The sequence below is a fragment of the Pseudomonas sp. GW823-FHT02F05 genome, from assembly GCF_058797315.1.
Map to the genome: position 1 here is coordinate 35,107 of NZ_JBXAJM010000016.1, position 20,788 is coordinate 55,894.

Sequence of the window (20,788 nt, forward strand, 5' to 3'; positions counted from 1 at the left end):
AGGGCGATGCAAGGTCACCCCGACGTAATCGATTACCTCAACACGTTGCTGACGGGCGAACTGGCAGCTCGTGACCAATATTTCATCCATTCGCGTATGTACGAAGACTGGGGCTTTACCGAGCTCTATGAGCGTATCAACCACGAAATGGAAGAAGAGGCACAGCACGCTGACGCCCTGATGCGCCGCATTCTGATGCTCGAAGGCACGCCGCGTATGCGTCCTGATGATCTGGACGTGGGTACCACAGTGCCTGACATGCTCGCTGCCGATCTTCGCCTTGAGTACAAGGTCCGTGCCGCACTCTGCAAGGGCATTGAGCTTTGCGAACAGCACAACGACTATGTCACCCGGGAAATATTGCGGGTGCAGTTGAATGACACCGAAGAAGATCACACCTACTGGCTGGAAAAGCAGTTGGGCCTGATCAAGTTGATCGGCCTGGAAAATTACCTGCAATCGCAGTTCTGATTCCCGGCTATAAAAAAGCCCCCGTCACCGCAAAGTGGCAGGGGCTTTTTATTGGGCGATGAAAAAATCAGGCCCTGTCGCGTTCCAGCAACGGTTTCAAGTAGTAACCGGTGTGCGATTGAGGCATTTCGGAAACCTGCTCCGGAGTGCCCACTGCGATGATCTGGCCACCCTTAGAACCACCTTCTGGCCCCAGGTCTACCAGCCAGTCGGCAGTCTTGATCACATCAAGGTTGTGCTCGATCACCACCACGGTATTGCCGTGGTCCCGCAAGCGGTGCAGTACGTCCAGCAACTGCTGGATATCCGCGAAGTGCAGGCCAGTGGTCGGCTCATCGAGGATATACAAGGTTTTGCCGGTATCACGCTTGGACAGCTCGCGAGACAGCTTGACCCGCTGCGCCTCGCCACCCGACAGCGTGGTCGCTGACTGCCCCAGCTTGATGTACGACAGGCCCACATCCATCAGCGTCTGCAGCTTGCGCGCCAGCGCCGGCACTGCGTCGAAGAACTCGCGAGCTTCCTCGATCGTCATTTCCAAGGTCTCGTGGATGCTCTTGCCCTTGTACTTGATCTCCAGGGTCTCGCGGTTGTAGCGCTTGCTCTTGCACACATCGCACGGCACGTAGATGTCCGGCAGGAAGTGCATTTCCACCTTGATCAGGCCATCGCCCTGGCACGCTTCACAGCGGCCGCCCTTGACGTTGAACGAGAAGCGGCCCGGCCCATAACCCCGTGAGCGCGACTCTGGCACGCCAGCGAACAACTCACGGATAGGGGTAAACAGCCCGGTGTAGGTGGCTGGGTTGGAGCGAGGCGTACGCCCAATCGGGCTCTGGTCGATGTCGACCACCTTGTCCAGATGTTCCAGGCCCTTGATGCTGTCGTGAGCCGCCGCTTCCAGGGTGGTCGCGCCATTCAGGGCGGTGGCACTCAGTGGGAACAGGGTGTTGTTGATCAGCGTCGACTTGCCCGAACCGGAAACACCGGTCACGCAGGTCAGCAGGCCCAGCGGAATCTCCAGGTCGACATTGCGCAGGTTGTTCCCGCGCGCGCCCTTGAGATGCAGCGCCATCTTCTTGTTACGCGGCGTTCGCTTGGCGGGTACTTCAATCTTCACACGCCCCGACAAGTATTTGCCGGTCAGTGAATCAGGATGTGCCATCACCTCGGCAGGCGTGCCTTCAGCAACGATATGGCCACCATGCACGCCCGCGCCGGGGCCGATATCGACCACGTAGTCCGCCAGGCGGATAGCGTCTTCATCATGCTCCACCACGATCACGGTATTGCCGATATCGCGCAGGTGTTTCAGCGTGCCCAGCAGGCGGTCGTTATCTCGTTGGTGCAAGCCAATCGACGGCTCGTCGAGGATATACAGCACGCCCACAAGGCCCGCGCCGATCTGGCTGGCCAGGCGAATGCGCTGTGCCTCACCGCCAGACAGGGTATCGGCACTGCGGTCCAGCGACAGATAGTCCAGGCCCACGTTGACCAGGAACTGCAACCGCTCGCGAATCTCCTTGAGGATCTTGTCGGCAATTTCGCCACGACGACCGGTCAGCTTCAGCACGCCAAAGTATTCACAGGCATCGCCGATCGGCAGGTTGGTTACTGCAGGCAAGGTCTTCTCGCCCACCCATACATGCCGGGCTTCACGGCGCAGGCGCGTGCCACGGCAATCCGGGCATGGCTGTGTGCTGAGGAACTTCGCCAGCTCCTCGCGCACGCTCGCCGATTCGGTTTCGCGGTAACGGCGTTCCAGGTTCGGCACGATGCCTTCGAACGGGTGCGAGCGCTTGACGATATCACCGCGATCGTTCAGGTATTTGAAGTCGACATTCTGCGAACCGCTGCCATTTAGAATGACCTTCTGCTGGTCTGCCGGGAGTTGGTTGAACGGTACTTCCAGGCTGAACTTGTAGTGGGAGGCCAACGACCCAAGCATCTGGAAGTAGTAGACGTTACGTCTGTCCCATCCGCGTATCGCCCCCTCGGCCAGGGTCAGGTCACCATTGACCAGGCGCTTGATATCGAAAAACTGCTTCACACCCAGGCCGTCGCAAGTCGGGCAGGCGCCGGCCGGGTTGTTGAAGGAAAACAGCTTGGGTTCCAGCTCACTGATGGCATGGCCACAGATCGGGCACGCAAAGCGCGCGGAGAAGATGATCTCTTCGCCCGGCTCGTCATCCATCGGCGCTACCAGGGCAATGCCATCGGCCAGCTTCAGCGCGGTTTCGAACGATTCCGCCAAACGCTGCTGCAAGTCGGCACGCACCTTGAATCGGTCGACCACCACATCAATGGAGTGCTTTTTCTGCTTGTCCAGCTTCGGCGCTTCGTCCAGCTCATAGAGCTTGCCGTTGATGCGCGCACGTACAAAGCCCTGGGCACGCAGCTCTTCGAAGACCGACAGGTGTTCGCCCTTGCGCTCGCGAATGACAGGCGCCAGCAGCATCAGCTTGGCGCCTTCGGGCTGGGCCAGCACCAGGTCGACCATCTGGCTGACGGTCTGAGCTTCCAGGGGGATATCGTGGTCCGGGCAGCGGGGGATACCCACGCGTGCGTAGAGCAGGCGCAGGTAGTCGTAGATCTCGGTAATGGTACCCACGGTGGAGCGCGGGTTGTGGGACGTGGATTTCTGCTCGATGGAAATAGCCGGCGACAGGCCTTCAATGGTGTCGACATCGGGCTTTTCCATCATCGACAGGAACTGCCGGGCGTAGGCCGACAGGGATTCCACATAGCGGCGCTGACCTTCGGCATACAGCGTGTCGAACGCCAGGGACGATTTGCCGGAGCCGGACAAGCCGGTGATGACGATCAGTTTGTCCCGGGGCAGGGTCAGGTCGATGTTCTTCAGGTTGTGGGTTCTAGCCCCACGAATCAGGATCTTGTCCAAGATGGCCTCGCACGGCGGGCGTAAATGATGCCGGAGTATACGGCTAAAGACTGGATGAATATACACTGTCAAAACGCCGCCTGCAGCCTTACATGAAAGCTGCGCGGCAAAGCGCCGCATATACCCTCTCAATCGATGGGACTGGTAGAATCGCCGCCGGTTCACACGAGGTTTTTCCATGCACGATCCCCACAGCGAACGCATGAGTAGCGGCGAGACCCGAGCGGCAAGCGGGCTGGCCCTGGTGTTCGCCTTCCGTATGCTGGGCATGTTTATGGTGTTGCCAGTGCTGGCCACCTATGGGATGGATCTCGCAGGTGCGACCCCCGCCTTGATCGGCCTGGCGATTGGTGCCTATGGCCTGACCCAGGCGATTTTCCAGATCCCGTTCGGGATTATTTCCGACCGCATTGGCCGTCGCCCGGTGATCTATCTCGGGCTGATCGTATTCGCCCTTGGCAGTGTGCTAGCGGCCCAATCCGATTCGATCTGGGGCGTGATCGCCGGCCGCATCCTGCAGGGCGCCGGTGCGATTTCCGCCGCCGTGATGGCGCTGCTGTCGGACCTGACCCGCGAACAACACCGCACCAAGGCCATGGCGATGATCGGCATGACCATCGGCCTGTCGTTTGCCGTGGCCATGGTGGTCGGGCCCTTGCTCACGCGCGCGTTCGGCTTGCATGGGCTGTTCCTGGCCACGGGCGGCATGGCGTTGTTTGGCATCCTGATCGTTGCCTTTATGGTGCCGCGCTCCACCGGTACCCTGCAGCATCGTGAATCGGGCGTCGCACGCAAGGCGTTGCTTCCCACGCTCAAGCACCCGGACCTGCTGCGCCTGGATTTAGGTATCTTCGTATTACACGCCATGCTGATGTGCAGCTTCGTCGCCTTGCCCCTGGCCCTGGTGGAAAAAGCCGGCCTGCCCAAGGAGCAGCACTGGTGGGTCTACCTCACTGCGCTGTTGATTTCGTTCTTCGCCATGATCCCGTTCATCATCTATGGCGAGAAGAAACGCAAAATGAAACGAGTTTTACTCGGCGCCGTCGCGACATTGATGCTCACTGAACTATTCTTCTGGCAGTTCGGCGACAGCCTGCGAGCATTGGTGATCGGTACGGTGGTGTTTTTCACCGCCTTCAACCTGCTCGAAGCGTCGTTGCCGTCACTGATCAGTAAAGTTTCACCGGCAGGCGGCAAGGGCACGGCCATGGGGGTGTATTCCACCAGCCAGTTCCTGGGTTCCGCGTTGGGCGGCATCATGGGCGGCTGGATGTTCCAGCATGGCGGTTTGTCGGTTGTGTTCCTCGGATGCGCCGGGCTGGCTGCACTTTGGCTGGTCTTTGCTGTTACCATGCGCGAACCTCCCTACGTCACCAGTCTGCGTTTGCCGCTATCGCCCGAGGCGATCCGCGAAGCCGGCCTGGTAGAGCGCCTGAAGGCTGTCGTAGGGGTAACGGATGCAGTCGTGGTCGCTGAAGAGGCGGCCATTTACATCAAATTGGACACCGAATTATTGGATCGCGCGACGCTCGAGCAACTGGTCAACCCAGTGCCGACAGCGCGCCCAGCCTAGGAGAACGTTATGGCCCGTGGGGTTAACAAAGTCATATTGGTCGGTACTTGCGGCCAGGATCCCGAAGTTCGCTACTTGCCTAACGGTAACGCCGTGACCAACCTGAGCCTGGCGACCAGCGAACAGTGGACCGACAAGCAGACCGGCCAGAAGGTCGAGAAGACCGAATGGCACCGCGTGTCGATGTTCGGCAAGGTTGCGGAGATCGCCGGTGAATACCTGCGCAAAGGTTCGCAGGTGTACATCGAAGGCAAACTGCAAACCCGCGAGTGGGAAAAAGACGGCATCAAGCGTTACACCACCGAAATCGTGGTCGACATGCAAGGCACCATGCAACTGCTGGGCGGCCGTCCACAGGGCGACCAACAGGGCCAGGGCGGCATGTCCAACTCGGCACCGCGCCCACAGCAGTCGCGTCCGCAGCCAAGCCAGCAGCCACAGCGTGAGTCGCGCCCAGCACCACAACAGGCTGCTCCGCAACCGGCTCCGGATTTCGACAGCTTTGATGACGATATCCCGTTCTAAGGTCCAAGACCGACCCTGAACAAACAAAACCCCCGATAGCGAAAGCATCGGGGGTTTTTTATGGTCGACGTGGCAGGCGTCGCGCGCGGGGTGCCTTTGTACAGGCAGCACACCAACCCCAGCATTTGTTCTCATGGCTCACAAGATTTAGGCTGGCGCCACCTCTAACAAAGAAGGAAGGCTGTGATGACCTGGTCCGCCAAGCAGTACACGATGTTCGAACAGCAGCGCACTCGCCCCGTCCGTGACCTGGTTGCGGCAATTCCCAACACCGACGTGGGCACCGCAGTCGACCTGGGGTGCGGGCCGGGAAACTCCACTGAAGTGCTGGCCGAGCGTTTCCCCCAAGCGCACGTCACTGGCATGGACAGCTCCGATGACATGTTGGCAGACGCCCGCAAGCGCCTGCCCAGGTTGAACTTCGAGCTGGCGGACATCGGCGCCTGGCATCCTGCGCAACGCTTGGATGTGATTCTGGCCAATGCCTCGCTGCAATGGCTGCCCGACCACGCCACGCTCTACCCGCATTTGGTCCACCAACTGAACCCAGGCGGTACGCTGGCGGTGCAAACCCCGGACAACCTTGACGAGCCCGCTCATCGCCTGGCCCGAGAAGTCGCGGCCGATGGCCCATGGTCGGCAAAGATAGGGGCGGTCAAACACAATGAACGGCACACCGCCAGTTACTACTACGAACTGCTGAGCAAGCATTGCAGTACCGTGGACGTGTGGCGCACCACCTATCAACACCCCTTGGCGGACCACGCGGCGGTGGTGGAGTGGTTCAAGGCTTCGGCATTGCGGCCTTTTCTTGCGCCGTTGACGGACGATGAAAAAGCCGCCTTCCTGCAGCAATACCAGGCGCGAATTACCCAGGCTTATCCAGCCCTGGCCGATGGCACGGTGTTGTTGCCCTTTCCGCGGCTGTTCATCATTGCCACACGCTAAAGCGATCAGCCCAGGTGGCGGTCACGCAGCCGCTGCTTGGGCTTTCAGATATTCCTCTGCCGACACTACACCCGCATAGCCAAATGCCAGGGAGGCCATGTACGCCCCGTGCACCTGTGCCGCCGGAATCACCTGGCCGTTGAATTCCTGGTCGCGGGTCGCGCAGGCGTCATGGATCACCGTAACCTTGTAGCCCAAGTCCGCTGCCGCCCGCACCACGGCGTCAACGCACATATGGCTCATGCTACCCACCACCACCACCTCGGTGATGCTGCGCTGTTCCAGCAGTTCGCGCAGGTTGGTTTGGCGAAACGCATTCACGAAGTGTTTGAGCACCACCGGTTCATCGCCCTCGTTGAGCACCTTGGCATGCAAATGCGCGCCTTCGGAGCCCGGTGTGAAGAACGGTGCGTCGTCGCCAGCGAACTCATGCCGTACATGAATCACCGCATCGCCTGCTTGTCGAAACGCCTGGAGCACCTGCGCCGCCTTGTCCGCTGCGGCTTCCACGCCGTCGAGCGGCCACTTGCCCTTGGGGAAGTAGTCGTTCTGGATATCGATTAGGATGAGCGCCTGCTTGGCCATGTGTGTTGCCTCGTGATGGGTTGATGGGCCTAGTATCTTAGCTGGCGATCACACCGAGAATTGGCTGCACCGACAATAACAGGGGGAAAACTGACAATGGCCGCGCAACGCAGCACTGTCGAGCTGGGTGTGTTGATCTACCAGGGCGCGCAACTCGCCGCAGTCCACGGGCTGACCGACCTGTTCGGGGTCGCTAACCGCATCGCCGCCGAGCATGAATCTGCGCAATTACCGCTGCTGCGGGTCAGCCACTGGCAGGTAGATGCCCACGGCACGCCCGCGCGCACGTTCGAAAGCCACCCAGGCCCCGAGCAACCGATGATGGCCGTGTTGGTGCCGCCCTCGATTGCAGAGTTCACCGAAGACCAGGCGCCGCCTGCGCTGCTGCAATGGCTGCGCCTGCAACATGCGGGCGGCACCGTGCTGGGCGGCGTGTGCATCGGCTCGATCATGCTGGCGCGCAGCGGCCTGTTGGATGGCCGCAGTGCCACCACCCACTGGTCCTCCGCGAAGTCTTTTGCGGCCTGTTACCCGGCGGTGCGACTGGAAGCGGATAAACCTATTGTCGATGACGGCGACCTGATCACCTCCGCTGGGCTGATGGCCTGGTCGGAGCTGGGCCTGCGCCTGGTCGATCGGCTTATGGGTCCGAGCATTGCAGCTGACACTGCGCGCTTTCTGGTGATCGAGCACAGCGCCAGTGCCAGCCAGTGCGGTAGCAACTTTGCGCCGATTCTCAGGCATGGTGATGGTGCGGTCCTCAAGGTCCAGCATTGGCTGCAGGCCAGTGGCGCGGTGGATGTGTCCGTGGCGGCGATGGCGCAGGAGGCGAACCTGGAGGAGCGCACGTTCTTGCGCCGCTTTCGCAACGCCACCGGATTGAAACCCACCGAGTACTGTCAGCATCTGCGAGTCGGCAAGGCGCGGCAGATGCTGGAGTTCACCAATGGCACCATCGATCACATTGCCTGGACCGTGGGCTATCAAGACCCCAGCGCCTTTCGCGCCATCTTCAAGAAAATCACCGGCCTGTCCCCCAGTGATTACCGCAACCGCTTCGGGGTTTGAATCGTGCAGAACGCCGCAGGGTTCGCACCGGGTCGTGCAGAATAAAACAGGCTAACGGCCATCACTTTTTGCGCAAATTATTGATTTAACAGCTCTTCCCTCAATCCCAGCGTTGGCCTGATCCATGCAACCTCACTGCTACACAAAGGTTGATAGAAAAGGGGACCGCATGACCCCCATAAGTCGCAAGAAGTTGGTGGTCGCCCACTCCATGCGAGAGGGTGCGCCCCTGCATGAAATTGAGACCAACCGCGCCCTCGCACGCTGGCTCGCGCAGATCCTGGGGCTCAAGTTCGGTGGCAGTTACGACCCGGCCCTGCATGCGGGTCGGGAATTGTATCTGCTGCCCACGCAAACCCTGGTCGGGCCAGCCCAAGCGCACCAGCTCAATATCAAGGGGCCACAAGATCTGTGGGGCGGCTATGTCGATCACGCGTTCATCTGCACCAAAGCCATCAGTCACGGGCTGCTGAGTCCCGAGGCCAAGGCGCCCGAAGGCTGGTCGCCGTCATTCTGCGAGCGTGTGCGTGACGTGGTGCTGGACGGTGTGAGCGTGTTCGCCCTTGAGGATGCACGGCCTGCCGCGACCCGCTTGCTCTACAGCGGCCCGATTCGTCTGAAACCCGTAAATGCCTGTGCAGGGCGGGGGCAGGAAGTTATCCACAGCCTGGATGAGTTCGACGCGATAGTGGCGCGCCCGGAAGCGGCCCGAATGTTCAATGAAGGTGTGGTGCTGGAACAAGACCTGCGCGCGGTGGTCACCCACAGTGTAGGCCAGAGCTTTATCGGCGCTCACCTCTTCAGCTACTGCGGCGAGCAGCACCTGACGCAAGACGGGCAGGGGGAAGAGGTCTACGGCGGTTCCGATCTGCTGGTCGTCCCCGGTGATTACGCTGCCCTGCTCAAACTGGATCTGCCTGAAGACGTGCGTGAGGCCATCGAACAGGCGCTGGTTTTCGACCGTGCTGCGAATGAGGCCTACCCAGGCTTCTTCGCCTCGCGCCGCAACTACGACATCGCCCAAGGCCTGGACAGCACAGGCCAGCGCCGCAGTGGTGTGCTCGAACAATCCTGGCGCATGGGCGGGGCCAGCAGCGCGGAAGTCGCGGCGTTGCAGAGTTTTATCAACCATCCGGGCCTTAAGGCCATCCGTGTGTCCTCGGTAGAAACCTATGTAGACCAGGCGCTGCCGGCGGATGCCATCGAGGTATACCGAGGCCCGGCCGAAAACAGCGACTTTCTACTCAAGTATGTGACGGTCAAGACTTATGACGGCTAGAAGCGAGAGCATCACCATCGATATAGACGACGAACAGATGAGCGGGACATTCCTCAGTCCCAAGTCCAAAGTGCCCGGCGTGTTGTTCGTGCACGGCTGGGGCGGCAGCCAGGAGCGGGACCTGGAGCGGGCCAAAGGCATCGCAGGCCTTGGATGTGTATGCCTGACCTTCGACCTGCGTGGCCATGCTGGCACCGGCATCCCCTTGTCCCGCGTCACCCGCGAAGACAATCTGCGCGACCTGTTGGCCGCTTACGATCGCCTGCTGTCCCACCCGGCTATCGACACCTCGGCGGTGGCAGTGGTGGGCACCAGTTATGGCGGGTACCTCGCGGCGATCCTCACCTCATTGCGCCCGGTACGTTGGCTGGCGCTGCGAGTGCCGGCGCTGTACCGCGACCAGGAATGGCTCAAGCCCAAGCGCGACTTGGATAAAGCCGACCTGATGGATTACCGCGGCACCCTCGTGCACGCCGAAACCAACCGCGCCCTGCATGCCTGCGCGCAATTTACCGGCGATGTGCTGATTGTCGAGTCGGAAACCGACGACCATGTGCCCCACGCCACCATCATGAGTTACCGCGCAGCGTGCCAGCAGACCCATTCGCTGACCCACCGCATCATCGACGGCGCCGACCATTCCCTGAGCGACCCGGTGTCGCAGCAGGCGTACACCTCGATCCTGGTGGACTGGATTACCGAGATGGTGGTGGGGGAGCGGTTGAGCATCATTCAGGCCCGATAGTCGTTGCCCTTGTGATCGCTATCGCGGGCAAGCCTGGCACCACCTTGGAATGCATTCCCCTGTGGGAGCCGGGCTTGCCCGCGATAGCGATTCAACAATCACCACCGTCTCATCAGGCTGTTTTCTTAACCCGCAACGCCTTGGCCTTGGCCTCCACCCCCAAATACATCACCAGTGCAATCAACAACGGGCAGATAAAGTAAATCGCCCGATACGCGATCAGCCCCGCCAGCAAACTCCCCCGCGATGCCTCATGTTGCAACAGCGCAATGAACACCGCCTCCAACACCCCCAACCCGGCGGGGATGTGGGTGACCACTCCGGCAATCGCGCTGATCAACAGCACGCCCAGCACCAGTGGGTAATCCAGTTTGGCCGGCAGCAAGGTAAAGATCACCGCGGCCATCAATGACCAGTTCAACGCACCCAGGGCCAACTGCAAACAGGCCATGCGCAACGACGGCAAGTTGATCTCGATACCGCGAATCGACCACGCACGCTTTTTCGAAAACCGGCACGCCGCCAGGTAGCCCAGGCTCGCGATCACCAATAACACCCCGACGCCTTGCAAGGCGCCGCTGCTGAGCTTCCAGCCTGGCGGCAGGGTCACCAACCCGCTGCTGAATACCACCCCGGCCAACGCCATATAGCCGAACCAATTGGTGGCCAGGCTCAGGCCGAGGATCTTGGCGATATTGCTGGTGCTCACGCCCAGGCGTGAATACAGCCGATAACGCATGGCGATGCCGCCGACCCAGGCGCTGAGGTTGAGGTTGAACGCGTAGCTGATGATGCCCACCGGTAATATCTGCTTCCAACGCAACGGCTGGCGAATGTAGGTGCGGCCGATCAAATCGAAGCAGGCATAGACGATAAAACTGCACAGCGTCAGCGCGCCGGCGATGAACAATGTGCGTAGCTTGAACTCGCTCAGGGTCTGGAACACTTCGCTCCAGTCGATGCGCCGGGCGAGCAGGGTAAACAACACGATCAGCAGCACGAAGAACGCAATCGTCAGCGGTTTCTTCCAGCGCTTGAACCCAGAGGCTTGCGCTTGGGGGCGGGCTTCAGACGTCATGGGGTGTGGTCTCAAAAGGCTTCAAACGCGGTTTGTGGGCCGGCAACCAACTGGCCAGTACCGGGAAATGGCGCATCACATGAAACACCAGGAAACCCACGGTCAAGCGCCAGAGCCACAGGCGTGGCTTGCGCTTTTCCGGCATGGTCTGGCAATGATTGTGGGCGAGGGCTTCCAGGCGTTCGTAGAGCTGCTGATTGAAAGCCCGGTCGCGAATCAGCACATTGGCCTCCAGGTTTAATGCCAGGCTGAGTGGGTCCAGGTTGCTCGAACCGACGGTGCTCCATTCGTCATCCACCAGCGCCACCTTGCCGTGCAGTGGGCGTTGGCAGTATTCGTGAATCACCACGCCATCCTTGAGCAGATAGTCATAGAGCATGCGCGCGGCAAGTTTTGCCAACAGCACGTCGGGCTGGCCCTGCATGATCAATTGCACCTGCACGCCACGGCGCGCCGCGTTACGGATCTCGCGAAGCAGGCGATAGCCGGGGAAGAAGTACGCGTTGGCGATCACCACCCGCTGCCGGGCCTGGCTCAACGCATGGATATACGCGTCTTCGATGTCGTCACGATGCTGGATATTGTCGCGGTAGATCAGGCGTACCAGGCCGTCGCCTGGCTCGTTCGTCCAGGGTGAAGGCCGCTGCTGGCGCCGCCGCCAACCGCGACGGCTGCGCACCTGGCGGCCACTTTGGGCAAGGGCGAAATGGTGCAGGTCGGCCACGGCCGGGCCGATCACCTGCACGGCGTAATCCTGCTTGGCTTCGGGGCCGAAATCCGCCAAATGGTCAGCAGAAAAATTGATCCCGCCGATAAACGCCACGCGGGCATCCACCACCACAATCTTGCGGTGCAGGCGGCGAAACCAGTTAGTGCGTATGCCGAAGGTCTTGGGCGCCGGGTCGAACATTTGCACCATCACCCCGGCTTCGGCCAACTCCCGCAGGAAGCCCGGGCTCAGCTCGCCGCAACCAAAACCGTCGAGGCTGACCACCACCTTTACCCCACGCTTGGCCGCCTCGATGAGGATGCTGTGCAGCTCAAAGCCGACCTTGTCTTCAAAAAGGATGAAGGTCTCCAGCAGGATCTCGCGCTCCGCGCTGCGCAATGCCTCGAACACGGCAGGAAAGTACGCCTCGCCGTTCTCCAGCAACACCACCTGGGTGCCGCTCTGCCAGCCGTAATCCAGATCTCGCGCCTTGCTGTCATCTGGCGGTTGGTCTGTGGCGATATGGTCTACCGCAACGTTCATAGCTCAACCTCCACCGACAGCGGCACATGGTCTGATAAATGGGACCAGGGGCGAGTGGTGAGCACGCGAGGGTTGTGCACCGTCAGGTTGCGCACATAAATGCGGTCCAGCGGCAGCAACGGCAGGCGTGCCGGGAAGGTGCGCGCCGGTTTGCCGAGGGTGTGCATGAACACTTCCTGCAGGCCGCTTTGGCTCAGGTCGGCTTTTTGCCGCCAGTCGTTGAAATCGCCAGCGACCACCAACGGCGCATCGGCGGGTATCTCGCTGATACGTTGTTCCAGCAAGCGCAATTGTTGTTGGCGATGCACCTCGCGCAAGCCCAGGTGGATGCAGATCGCGTGCACCTGCTGACCGCTGCCCGGCAGACGCAGCACGCAATGCAGCAGGCCGCGGTTTTCATGGCCGCTTTGCGAAATATCGAGGTTGTCGTAGCGGATGATCTGGAATTTCGACAGCAGTGCATTGCCATGATCGCCATGGGGGTACACCGCATTGCGCCCATAGGCAAACTGCGGCCAAATGCTGTCGGCCAGGAATTCATACTGCGGCATTTTTGGCCAGTCGCTGTAGCGCTGGGGATGGCGTTCGTGAGTGCCATGGATCTCCTGCAAGAACACCATGTCTGCGCCCACGCTGCGCACCGCTTCACGCAGCTCGGGCAAGATGAAACGGCGATTCAGTGCGGTGAAACCCTTGTGGATATTAACCGTCAGCACCGTGAAACGGGTGATGGCGGTGGTCGGCGGGGTGGGGATCAGCTCTGGATGCGTCATGGCAATACTCCTGGTTCCGGCAGCCGGCCAGGTTCGGTGAGCAGGTGTTGGTCCAGCCCGAAACGTTGCAGCAATTGGCGTGCATCGAAGGGGGCGCGAACTTTGATGTCGTTGTCGAAAAAGCAGAACACGTCACGGTGTTTACGCCTGCGGGGTGTGTGGTGCGGGTCGACGAGGTGTGCATCGGCAGGTTGCTTGCCCTGGGCCCAGCGCTCAATGCGGTCACCCCAGCGCTGGAGCGCTTCGGCGCTATAACCGCTGGCGTATAACTGCTTGTCGCCGTGCAAGCGCAGGTACATGAAGTTGGCGGTCACGTCTTCCACGTACGGCCACTTGCCGGCGGTGTCCGCGACCACCAGCGCCACACCGTGCTTATCCAGCAGTTGGATGAACTCCGGCACGGCAAAAGTCTTGTTGCGAATCTCCACGGCATGGCGCAAAGGCTTCTTGGCATAGGCCTTCATGCTCGCCTTGCCGTTCAGGCGTGGCTCATGCTGGCGGGCGAGGGCGGCTGCCTGCTGGGTATCGGTAGGTAATTCAGCCAAAAAGGTTTCGAACAGCGTGGCGTCGAATTTGAAGCTGGGCGGAAACTGCCAGAGGATGGGGCCGAGTTTTTCTTTGAGTTCCAGCACGCCGGAAGCGAAGAAATTCGCCATCGGCTTGTGCACGTCCCGCAGGCGCAGGATATGCGTGATGAAACGGGGCGCCTTGACACTGAACAGGAAACCTTCGGGCGTATCGGCATACCACTCGGCGTAGCGCTTGGGGGTCTGCAGCGCGTAGAACGAGCCGTTGATTTCGATGCTGTTGACGGCGCGTGACGCAAACTGCAACTCGCGTTTCTGGGTCAGCCCTTCGGGGTAAAAGTCCCCGCGCCAGGGCGTGTAGCGCCAGCCGGAAATGCCGATGTGAATCGCCGCCATGTTTACTCCCGTGGATGGTGGGTGAGGTGACCTCCGTTATGGGATGACTGCGCTATTTGGCTGAAAGTTTCCACATTCCTACAGGCGGTAATAGGGGTGAAATGCGGGAGGGGCATTGCAAATGCAGGGAACGATAAAGGCCCCAGCTCGTCAGTTCCTTACACACCCTGCTGAAGGAGCCCGCTGTTTTGCTGAATTTAAAGACTGCATTACTGCTCGGCGCGCTGCTGCTCTGCGGCAATGGCGCATTGCAGGCCGCGGCCTCTGCGCCTGCTGCCGACACACCGGCCAAGCCGGAGCTGCTGGTGGAGGGCGGGTTGCTCGGGGCCATCAGTTCCAGCATCGACGACGTGCAGAACAAGCTCGACCTCGACCAGAACCTCATCGACGCCTGGCGCCTGCGTGCTGATCGCGCCGCGGACGAAGTAGGGCGCCTGGTAGACCAGACAGCCGCACGCTCGCCGTGGAGCGTGGCGGGCGATTTCCTGCTGTTGTCTGGGGTGTGGGTCGGTGCCTTTGCGGTCTTGACGATACTTGGGCGCCTGGTTGTGCAACGCTCGAGCCGCCGCCCATTCCTCGCGCGGCGCCAACGGCTGCAAGGCTTGCTGGGCTATGTAGTTCCCTACACGATTCCAGCGCTGATCTGCCTGCCGCTGACCCTTTATGTCAGTCACTTTTTACCTGCGTCTGTCGGCCGAGCCCTGGCACTGTGTTTTGCCTACGCCACCAGCAGTGGCATCTTTTCCACCTCGCTGTTGCTGTGCGTCATTGTCATGTTCAACGTCGGGCACAAGCGGCCTGCCGTGCAGATCATCCGTGACTATTGCCCCAAGCCGCTGTTCCTGATCGGCTTTCTCGCGGCCCTCAGCGATGCGCTGACCAGCCCGCAAATCGCTCGTCAGTTGGGCGGCAATATCACCAGCAGCATCGCCGTGTTTACCGGCCTGTTTGCCGCGGTCATCTTTGGCGTGCTGGTGGTACGCCTGCGGCGGCCGGTGGCCCATTTGATCCGCAATCGGCCGTTGGCCCAGCGTCTCAAACATCCAGCATTGCAACAGTCGCTGCGGGTGTTTTCCGGGCTCTGGTACTGGCCGATTCTGTTGATGGTGCTGGTGTCGGTGGTCAACCTGATTGGCGCCGGTGACGACAACCAAGAGGCCCTGCGCTGCGCGTTGCTCACCACCTTGTTACTGATCGGCACGGTGTTTCTCAGCACCGTGCTGCAACACCTGTTCAAGTCCCGCAGCCAGGTATCGATCCAGCGCAGCAGTGCCTACAAGGAACGCTTCCTGAGTTTGCTGCACGCAATTTTGCGTATCGTCATGGCCATCGCGTTTATCGAGATACTCGGGCGTATCTGGGGTGTTTCGCTGTTCGAATTCGCCCAGCGCAACTCGGTGGGGCGGGCCATCAGTGACTCCCTCAGCAGCATCGGCCTGATCCTGTTGGTGACCTGGCTGTTCTGGGTGGTGCTCGACACCGCGATCCAGGAAGCCCTCAAACCACCGGTGAATAAACGCTCCAGTCGCCAGCCCAGTACCCGGGTCAAAACCATCCTGCCGCTGCTGCGCAATGCAGTGAAGATCATCCTGGTGGTGATCTGCGCGATCACCACCATGGCCAATCTGGGCATCAATGTCGCGCCGTTGCTGGCGGGCGCCGGGGTGGTGGGACTGGCGATCGGTTTCGGTTCCCAGCAACTGGTGCAGGACGTGATTACTGGCCTGTTCATCATTATCGAAGACACCCTGTCCATCGGCGATTGGGTGGTGCTCGACTCTGGTCACGCTGGCACCGTGGAGGGCCTGACCATCCGCACCCTGCGCCTGCGTGACGGCAAGGGGTTTGTGCATTCGGTGCCGTTCGGGCAGATCAAGGCGGTCACCAACCAGTCCCGTCAATTTGCCTATGCCTTCTTCTCGGTGCAGTTCACCTACGACACTGACGTGGACAGGGCCGTGGAGCTAATCCGCGAGGCCGGCCAATCGATCCGCGACGACGTGTTCCTCAAGTACAACCTGCAAGGGCCGTTGGAAGTGTTCGGGGTGGACAAGATGGACCTCAATGGCGTGGTGCTCACGGCGCAGTTCCGCACGGTTTCGGGTGGCCAATACGCTGTCAGCCGTGCGTTTAATCAGCGCTTGAAAAAGCTTGTGGATAACTGTGATGAGGTGCATTTTGCGCAAACTTATCCACAGCAGGTGTTGTTGCCTAAGCGTGTGGCGCAGGAGCATGAGCAGGATGCGGTGGTGTTGACGGAGCAGCCCAGGTCTCAATCATGAGGCCCTCAAGGTCAGCGCCTGATCAACTTCTCCTGCACCGCTTGCTGATCCACCTCCAACAAAACCTGCTGCTTGCCCCCTACCATCACCGCCGCCGGCACCCCATCACGGTACACAACCCGATTACCGCTTACCGCTGGCACCTTGGCTCCCGGTAACAGCGTGCCGACAAGATTCAACGGATCCGCCCCACACACCGCAATTAAACTCCCATCATGGGGCCGCCGCCGCACCTCGCGCAGCAACGGTATCGCCTCCGGCAATGCAAACTGCTCTCCCGCCAACCCACTGACAAACCGCCCGCCACGGATCTCGCCTCGCGCCTCCAACCGATGGAAGGTGCGCAGCAACTCGCGCCAACTCGGTAACCAATCCGCCTCGCGCTCCAGCAGCCGCCAGAACACCACGCCATAGCGGCGCAGCAGGGTCATCGCCACATGCTCCAGGGTCTCGGCCGTATGCGCGCCGGCGGCGGTCGCCGAGCGGCGAACCAAGGCCCAACGCCCGGCGTCGTCCATACCGCCGACAAACGCCCCGCGCCCACGTCGACTGCTGCGCGCCTGGCGTTTGCTCGCGGGGGTGGTCAAGGCGCGCAGGCCGGCGAAGCTGTCAGCATTCACCAAGCCGGCGCCTACCAATTCCTGCAAGGCTGTCTCCAACTCGCTGGGCAGCAAATGGGCCTCGTGTACCAGTTCATCGAAAAACAGCGCGCCATGCTCGCGCAGGGCCAGGTGGACCTTCTGCGTCTTGGGCGACAACGTGGTGCTGTCGGTAGGCTCGGTCAGTCCGCTCCACAACGCTACCTGGCTACGGGGGAGCAAAACCACGGGGGTGCTGCGCAATGCCATGGCGCCGGCCTTGTTGCTCAGGCGCGTCCAGACCAGCTTGCCGCTGCGGCACAGGTCATCGAGCCAGGTCGATGAGTAATCCTTGATGCGGGCGCTGAGCAGGTCTGTGTCCCAGGCTGACGTGGCGGCGGCATAGCCTTCGAACTGGCCGACGATTTGCGGCAACACGGCGCTGCCCTGGCCGCGGGTGCTGTGGGACAGGTGTTGCCAATCGAACAGAAAGCGCATGAAATCCTGCAATGCCACCGGCTCGATTTCCCGGCGCAGGCGCTTGACCGTGTAGCGATGAATGCGCGCCAGCAAATGACGTTCGCACCATTGTTCTTCACCCACGCCGGGGCTGAAGTGACCGCGCAGCACGTAGCCTTCTTGTTCCAGGCGTGCCAGGGCCTGGGTAAGCGCCACCACCGGTAATGCCAGGGGCGCTGCGATCTCGACCAGGGTCAGTGGGCCAAAACCACTGAGGCGCGCACGTAGCACTTCCACCAGCGCTTCATCAAAGGACCAGGGCTCATCGAACCCCGGCAGCAACGGCAGATCGTTGGGATACAGCGCCTGCAAACAATTCAAGCGCTCTACGGCGCCCCACATTCCATTGGGCAACTGATAGGCCCGCCCGGCCTTGCGCAAGGCCTGCAACCATTGGGCCCATTGCGGCGTAACTTCGCCCGCTGCGATGCACGCCAGGCTCATCAACGCTTCATGCATTTCATCCAGGCCATTGGGCGCCGGCCAGGCTTCTTCGCGTACACCCGCGATGGCGTCGGCATCCAGGGCGCCCAAGTCGTCGGTGCTCTGCGGGTCGCTCCAGCGTCGGTTGAGCACGGCCTGGGTGCGGCGCTCTTCCAGGGGGGCGTCGTCGAGGAAGGTATAGGGTTTAGCGCTGAGGATTTCTGCGGCCATGGGCGAGGGCGCGGGCAGGTCGCGGCTGATCAACCGCACGTCGCCGCGTTCCATGCGCCGCAGCAGCGCCAGCCAGGCGTCGCTGTCCATAGCCTCGTGCAGGCAGTCGTCGAGGGTTTGCTCCACCAGCGGGTGGTTGGGGATTTCGCGTTCGCCGGAGAGGTTTTCCAGGCAGGCGATCTGGTCGGGAAATACGCTGGCGATCAGGTCTTCGCTCTTCATGCGCTGGATCTGCGGCGCCACCTTGCGCCCGCCGGTATAACGCGGCAGCGCCAGGGCCACGCCGGCATTCCAGCGCCAGCGCACACCGAACAGTGGCGCATCCAGCACGGCCTGGATCAGGATGTGCTCGGCACTGTTGCTGTTGAGGTAACGCCACACCTCGTCCAGCGCGAAGCTGTGACTGGTGGACAACGACAGCACGATGGCATTTTCACTGGCCGCCGCTTGCAGCTCGAAATTGAAGGTACGGCAAAAGCGCTTGCGCAAGGCCAGGCCCCAGGCGCGGTTGATGCGGCTGCCAAACGGCGTATGGATGATCAGTTGGGTGCCGCCGGACGCATCGAAAAACCGTTCCATGATCAATGTGTCCTGGGACGGCAAGGCGCTCAGGGCCTGGCGTGACCGGGCGAGGTAGTCCAACAGTTGGTCGGCGCTGGCGACGTTGAGGCCCAGGGTGCCGGTAAGCCAGTCGAGGGCCGGTTGCAGGTCGCCGGGCGTGGCGCCGAGCAAGCTGTCCAATTGCCCTTGCAAGCGGGCCACGGCCACCGATAACTCGTTGCTGCGCCCGGGCGCTTCACCCAACCAGAACGGAATGGTCGGGGGTTGGCCCTGGGCGTCTTCGACCCGCACCTTGCCGGCTTCGACACGCAGGATGCGATAGGAGGTATTGCCGAGCTGGAAGATATCCCCGGCGATGCTTTCCACCGCAAAGTCTTCGTTGACGCTGCCGATATTCAGGCTTTGCGGCTCCAGCAACACGCTGTAGTCGGCGTTGTCGGGTATCGTGCCGCCGCTGGTTACCGCCGTGAGCCTGGCGCCACGGCGGCCGCGCAGGGTGTGGGCCACGGCGTCGCGGTGCAGGTAGGCGCTGCGCATGCCCTGGCGGCCGTTGTAGCCCTCGCTGAGCATCTGCAAAAGGGCCTGGTAGTGGCGTTCATCCAGTTCGGCGTAAGGCGCGGCGCGGTGGATAAGCGCCAGCAGCGCCTGTTCCGGCCATTCCTGGGCGCTGACCTCGGCGATGATCTGCTGGGCCAGTACATCGAGCGGTGCCACCGGAATATGCAAGGTATCCAGCTCGCCACGGCGCACGCAGTCGAGCAGCGCGGCGCACTCGATCAGGTCGTCGCGGGTGGTGGCAAACAGGCGCCCCTTGGGCGTGCCACCGACCTGGTGCCCGGAACGGCCGACCCGTTGCAGGAAGCCGTTGATGGAACCGGGTGAGCCGATCTGGCACACCAGGTCCACTTCGCCGATATCAATCCCCAGCTCCAGGGACGCCGTGGCGATCAACACTTGCAGTTCGCCGGCCTTGAGGCGCTGTTCGGCATCCAGGCGCATCTCCTTGGCCAGACTGCCGTGGTGAGCGGCCACGGCGGTCTTGCCCAGGCGCTCGCTCAAGTGCCGGGCCAGGCGTTCGGCCAGGCGTCGGGTGTTGACGAATACCAGGGTGGTGCGGTGTTCACGGGCCAATTGCGCGAGGCGATCGTAGACCAACTCCCACACGTCGTTGGCCATCACCGCCGAGAGCGGCACCAGCGGCACTTCGATCGCCAGGTCACGGGGGCGGGCGTGGCCGATATCCACAATGGCGCAATCACGTTCGGTGCCAACTAAAAAGCGTGCGACGGCTTCGATGGGTTTTTGCGTGGCCGACAAGCCGATACGGGTCAATGGCTCGGCACACAGCCCTTGCAGGCGCTCCAGGCTCAAGGCCAAGTGGCTGCCGCGCTTGCCAGCGGCGATGGCGTGGATCTCATCGACGATCACCGTACGTGTGCTGGCGAGCATGTGCCGGCCGGAATCCGAGCCAAGCAGCACGTAGAGCGATTCAGGAGTGGTTACCAGGATATGCGGTGCGCGTTTGCGCATCTGGGCGCGGTCTTTTTGCGGGGTGTCGCCGGTGCGCACAGCGGTGCGGATTACCAGCGGCGGCAGCCCCCGCTTCTCTAGATGTTCGGTAATGCCGGCCAGCGGGTTTTGCAGGTTGATCTGGATATCGTTGGATAGCGCCTTGAGCGGCGACACATACACCACCAGGGTTTGGTCCGGCAGTTCGCCGCCGTTGGCCAGGCCTTGGTGCACCAGGTCGTCCAGCACCGCCAGAAAGGCCGTCAGCGTCTTGCCGGAGCCGGTGGGCGCGGCGATCAGCGTCGAGCGGCGCTGGCGGATCAACGGCCACGCCTGGGCCTGGGCGTTGGTCACCGAAGGAAAGGTACTACGGAACCAAGTGCTGACGGCGGGGTGAAAGCCGTGCAAACCCTTGTCCGTTGATTCGGGAAGGTTCATTCACCCTATATGCAACCGGCGGGGCCAAGTTGCAACCCCGCACTTTATCCGTGACGGTTGCGCTACAAACCCGCAAAATGCAACGATTCTGGCAACTACCTACGGCAAGGCGCACATGCCTGTCG

At 61.4% G+C, this 20,788-nt stretch carries 15 protein-coding genes; 8 read left to right on the top strand and 7 right to left on the bottom strand.

Going from position 1 to position 20,788, the window contains the following annotated elements; all coding sequences use genetic code 11:
• The first annotated feature begins 6 nt into the window (after positions 1-6).
• Complete coding sequence (gene bfr / locus AC1RAC_RS19310) at positions 7-471, top strand: bacterioferritin (protein WP_003176400.1); 465 nt, start codon at positions 7-9, stop codon at positions 469-471.
• A 67-nt stretch (positions 472-538) separates the two neighbouring features.
• Here the strand turns inward: bfr and uvrA are convergent, their stop codons facing one another.
• On the bottom strand, positions 539-3,373 hold the full coding sequence (gene uvrA, locus AC1RAC_RS19315) for an excinuclease ABC subunit UvrA (protein ID WP_054918198.1): 2,835 nt from the start codon (positions 3,371-3,373) through the stop codon (positions 539-541).
• Positions 3,374-3,551: 178 nt separating this feature from the next.
• Here uvrA and AC1RAC_RS19320 point away from each other — a divergent pair, with 178 nt between their 5' ends.
• From AC1RAC_RS19320 to tam, 3 genes are all read left to right on the top strand, one after another.
• Positions 3,552-4,946 carry an MFS transporter gene (locus tag AC1RAC_RS19320; protein WP_014720149.1) on the top strand — a complete coding sequence of 465 codons (1,395 nt, stop codon included), beginning with the start codon at positions 3,552-3,554 and terminating at the stop codon, positions 4,944-4,946.
• A 9-nt stretch (positions 4,947-4,955) separates the two neighbouring features.
• On the top strand, positions 4,956-5,471 hold the full coding sequence (locus AC1RAC_RS19325) for a single-stranded DNA-binding protein (protein WP_003232445.1): 516 nt from the start codon (positions 4,956-4,958) through the stop codon (positions 5,469-5,471).
• Positions 5,472-5,657: 186 nt separating this feature from the next.
• Complete coding sequence (gene tam, locus AC1RAC_RS19330; protein ID WP_054896951.1) at positions 5,658-6,419, top strand: trans-aconitate 2-methyltransferase; 762 nt, start codon at positions 5,658-5,660, stop codon at positions 6,417-6,419.
• A gap of 21 nt (positions 6,420-6,440) precedes the next feature.
• Here the strand turns inward: tam and AC1RAC_RS19335 are convergent, their stop codons facing one another.
• Entirely contained in the window at positions 6,441-7,004 is a 564-nt protein-coding gene (locus AC1RAC_RS19335; RefSeq protein ID WP_198791678.1) for a cysteine hydrolase family protein, read from the bottom strand.
• Positions 7,005-7,100: 96 nt separating this feature from the next.
• On the opposite strand from AC1RAC_RS19335, the gene AC1RAC_RS19340 reads away from it, so the two are divergent.
• The 3 genes from AC1RAC_RS19340 (at position 7,101) to AC1RAC_RS19350 (ending at position 10,096) form a co-directional block, all read left to right on the top strand.
• Positions 7,101-8,072, top strand: coding sequence for a GlxA family transcriptional regulator (locus AC1RAC_RS19340; protein ID WP_054896949.1), 972 nt, complete (start codon positions 7,101-7,103; stop codon positions 8,070-8,072).
• A 169-nt stretch (positions 8,073-8,241) separates the two neighbouring features.
• A complete protein-coding gene (locus tag AC1RAC_RS19345; protein ID WP_198791680.1) occupies positions 8,242-9,351 on the top strand; it encodes a DUF3182 family protein in 1,110 nt (369 codons plus the stop codon).
• On the top strand, positions 9,341-10,096 hold the full coding sequence (locus AC1RAC_RS19350) for an alpha/beta hydrolase family protein (protein ID WP_019818878.1): 756 nt from the start codon (positions 9,341-9,343) through the stop codon (positions 10,094-10,096). Before AC1RAC_RS19345 ends, AC1RAC_RS19350 begins: the two co-directional genes overlap by 11 nt.
• A gap of 112 nt (positions 10,097-10,208) precedes the next feature.
• Here the strand turns inward: AC1RAC_RS19350 and AC1RAC_RS19355 are convergent, their stop codons facing one another.
• The 4 genes from AC1RAC_RS19355 to AC1RAC_RS19370 are packed head-to-tail and all read right to left on the bottom strand — an operon-like array spanning position 10,209 to position 14,122.
• A complete protein-coding gene (locus AC1RAC_RS19355; RefSeq protein ID WP_198714486.1) occupies positions 10,209-11,174 on the bottom strand; it encodes a lysylphosphatidylglycerol synthase domain-containing protein in 966 nt (321 codons plus the stop codon).
• Positions 11,164-12,426 (bottom strand): cardiolipin synthase ClsB, encoded by a 1,263-nt coding sequence (gene clsB / locus AC1RAC_RS19360; protein ID WP_492616893.1) that lies wholly within the window; start codon positions 12,424-12,426, stop codon positions 11,164-11,166. The genes AC1RAC_RS19355 and clsB overlap by 11 nt, the downstream gene beginning before the upstream one ends.
• Positions 12,423-13,199 carry an endonuclease/exonuclease/phosphatase family protein gene (locus AC1RAC_RS19365; RefSeq protein WP_032895083.1) on the bottom strand — a complete coding sequence of 259 codons (777 nt, stop codon included), beginning with the start codon at positions 13,197-13,199 and terminating at the stop codon, positions 12,423-12,425. The genes clsB and AC1RAC_RS19365 overlap by 4 nt, the downstream gene beginning before the upstream one ends.
• A complete protein-coding gene (locus tag AC1RAC_RS19370; RefSeq protein WP_054896945.1) occupies positions 13,196-14,122 on the bottom strand; it encodes a DUF72 domain-containing protein in 927 nt (308 codons plus the stop codon). The genes AC1RAC_RS19365 and AC1RAC_RS19370 overlap by 4 nt, the downstream gene beginning before the upstream one ends.
• A 188-nt stretch (positions 14,123-14,310) precedes the next feature.
• Here AC1RAC_RS19370 and AC1RAC_RS19375 point away from each other — a divergent pair, with 188 nt between their 5' ends.
• Positions 14,311-16,404 (top strand): mechanosensitive ion channel family protein, encoded by a 2,094-nt coding sequence (locus tag AC1RAC_RS19375; RefSeq protein ID WP_057975587.1) that lies wholly within the window; start codon positions 14,311-14,313, stop codon positions 16,402-16,404.
• An 11-nt stretch (positions 16,405-16,415) separates the two neighbouring features.
• Here AC1RAC_RS19375 and AC1RAC_RS19380 read toward each other — a convergent pair whose 3' ends face one another.
• Positions 16,416-20,663, bottom strand: a complete 4,248-nt coding sequence (locus AC1RAC_RS19380) for a DEAD/DEAH box helicase (RefSeq protein ID WP_492616894.1) — start codon at positions 20,661-20,663, stop codon at positions 16,416-16,418.
• Positions 20,664-20,788 lie beyond the last annotated feature (125 nt).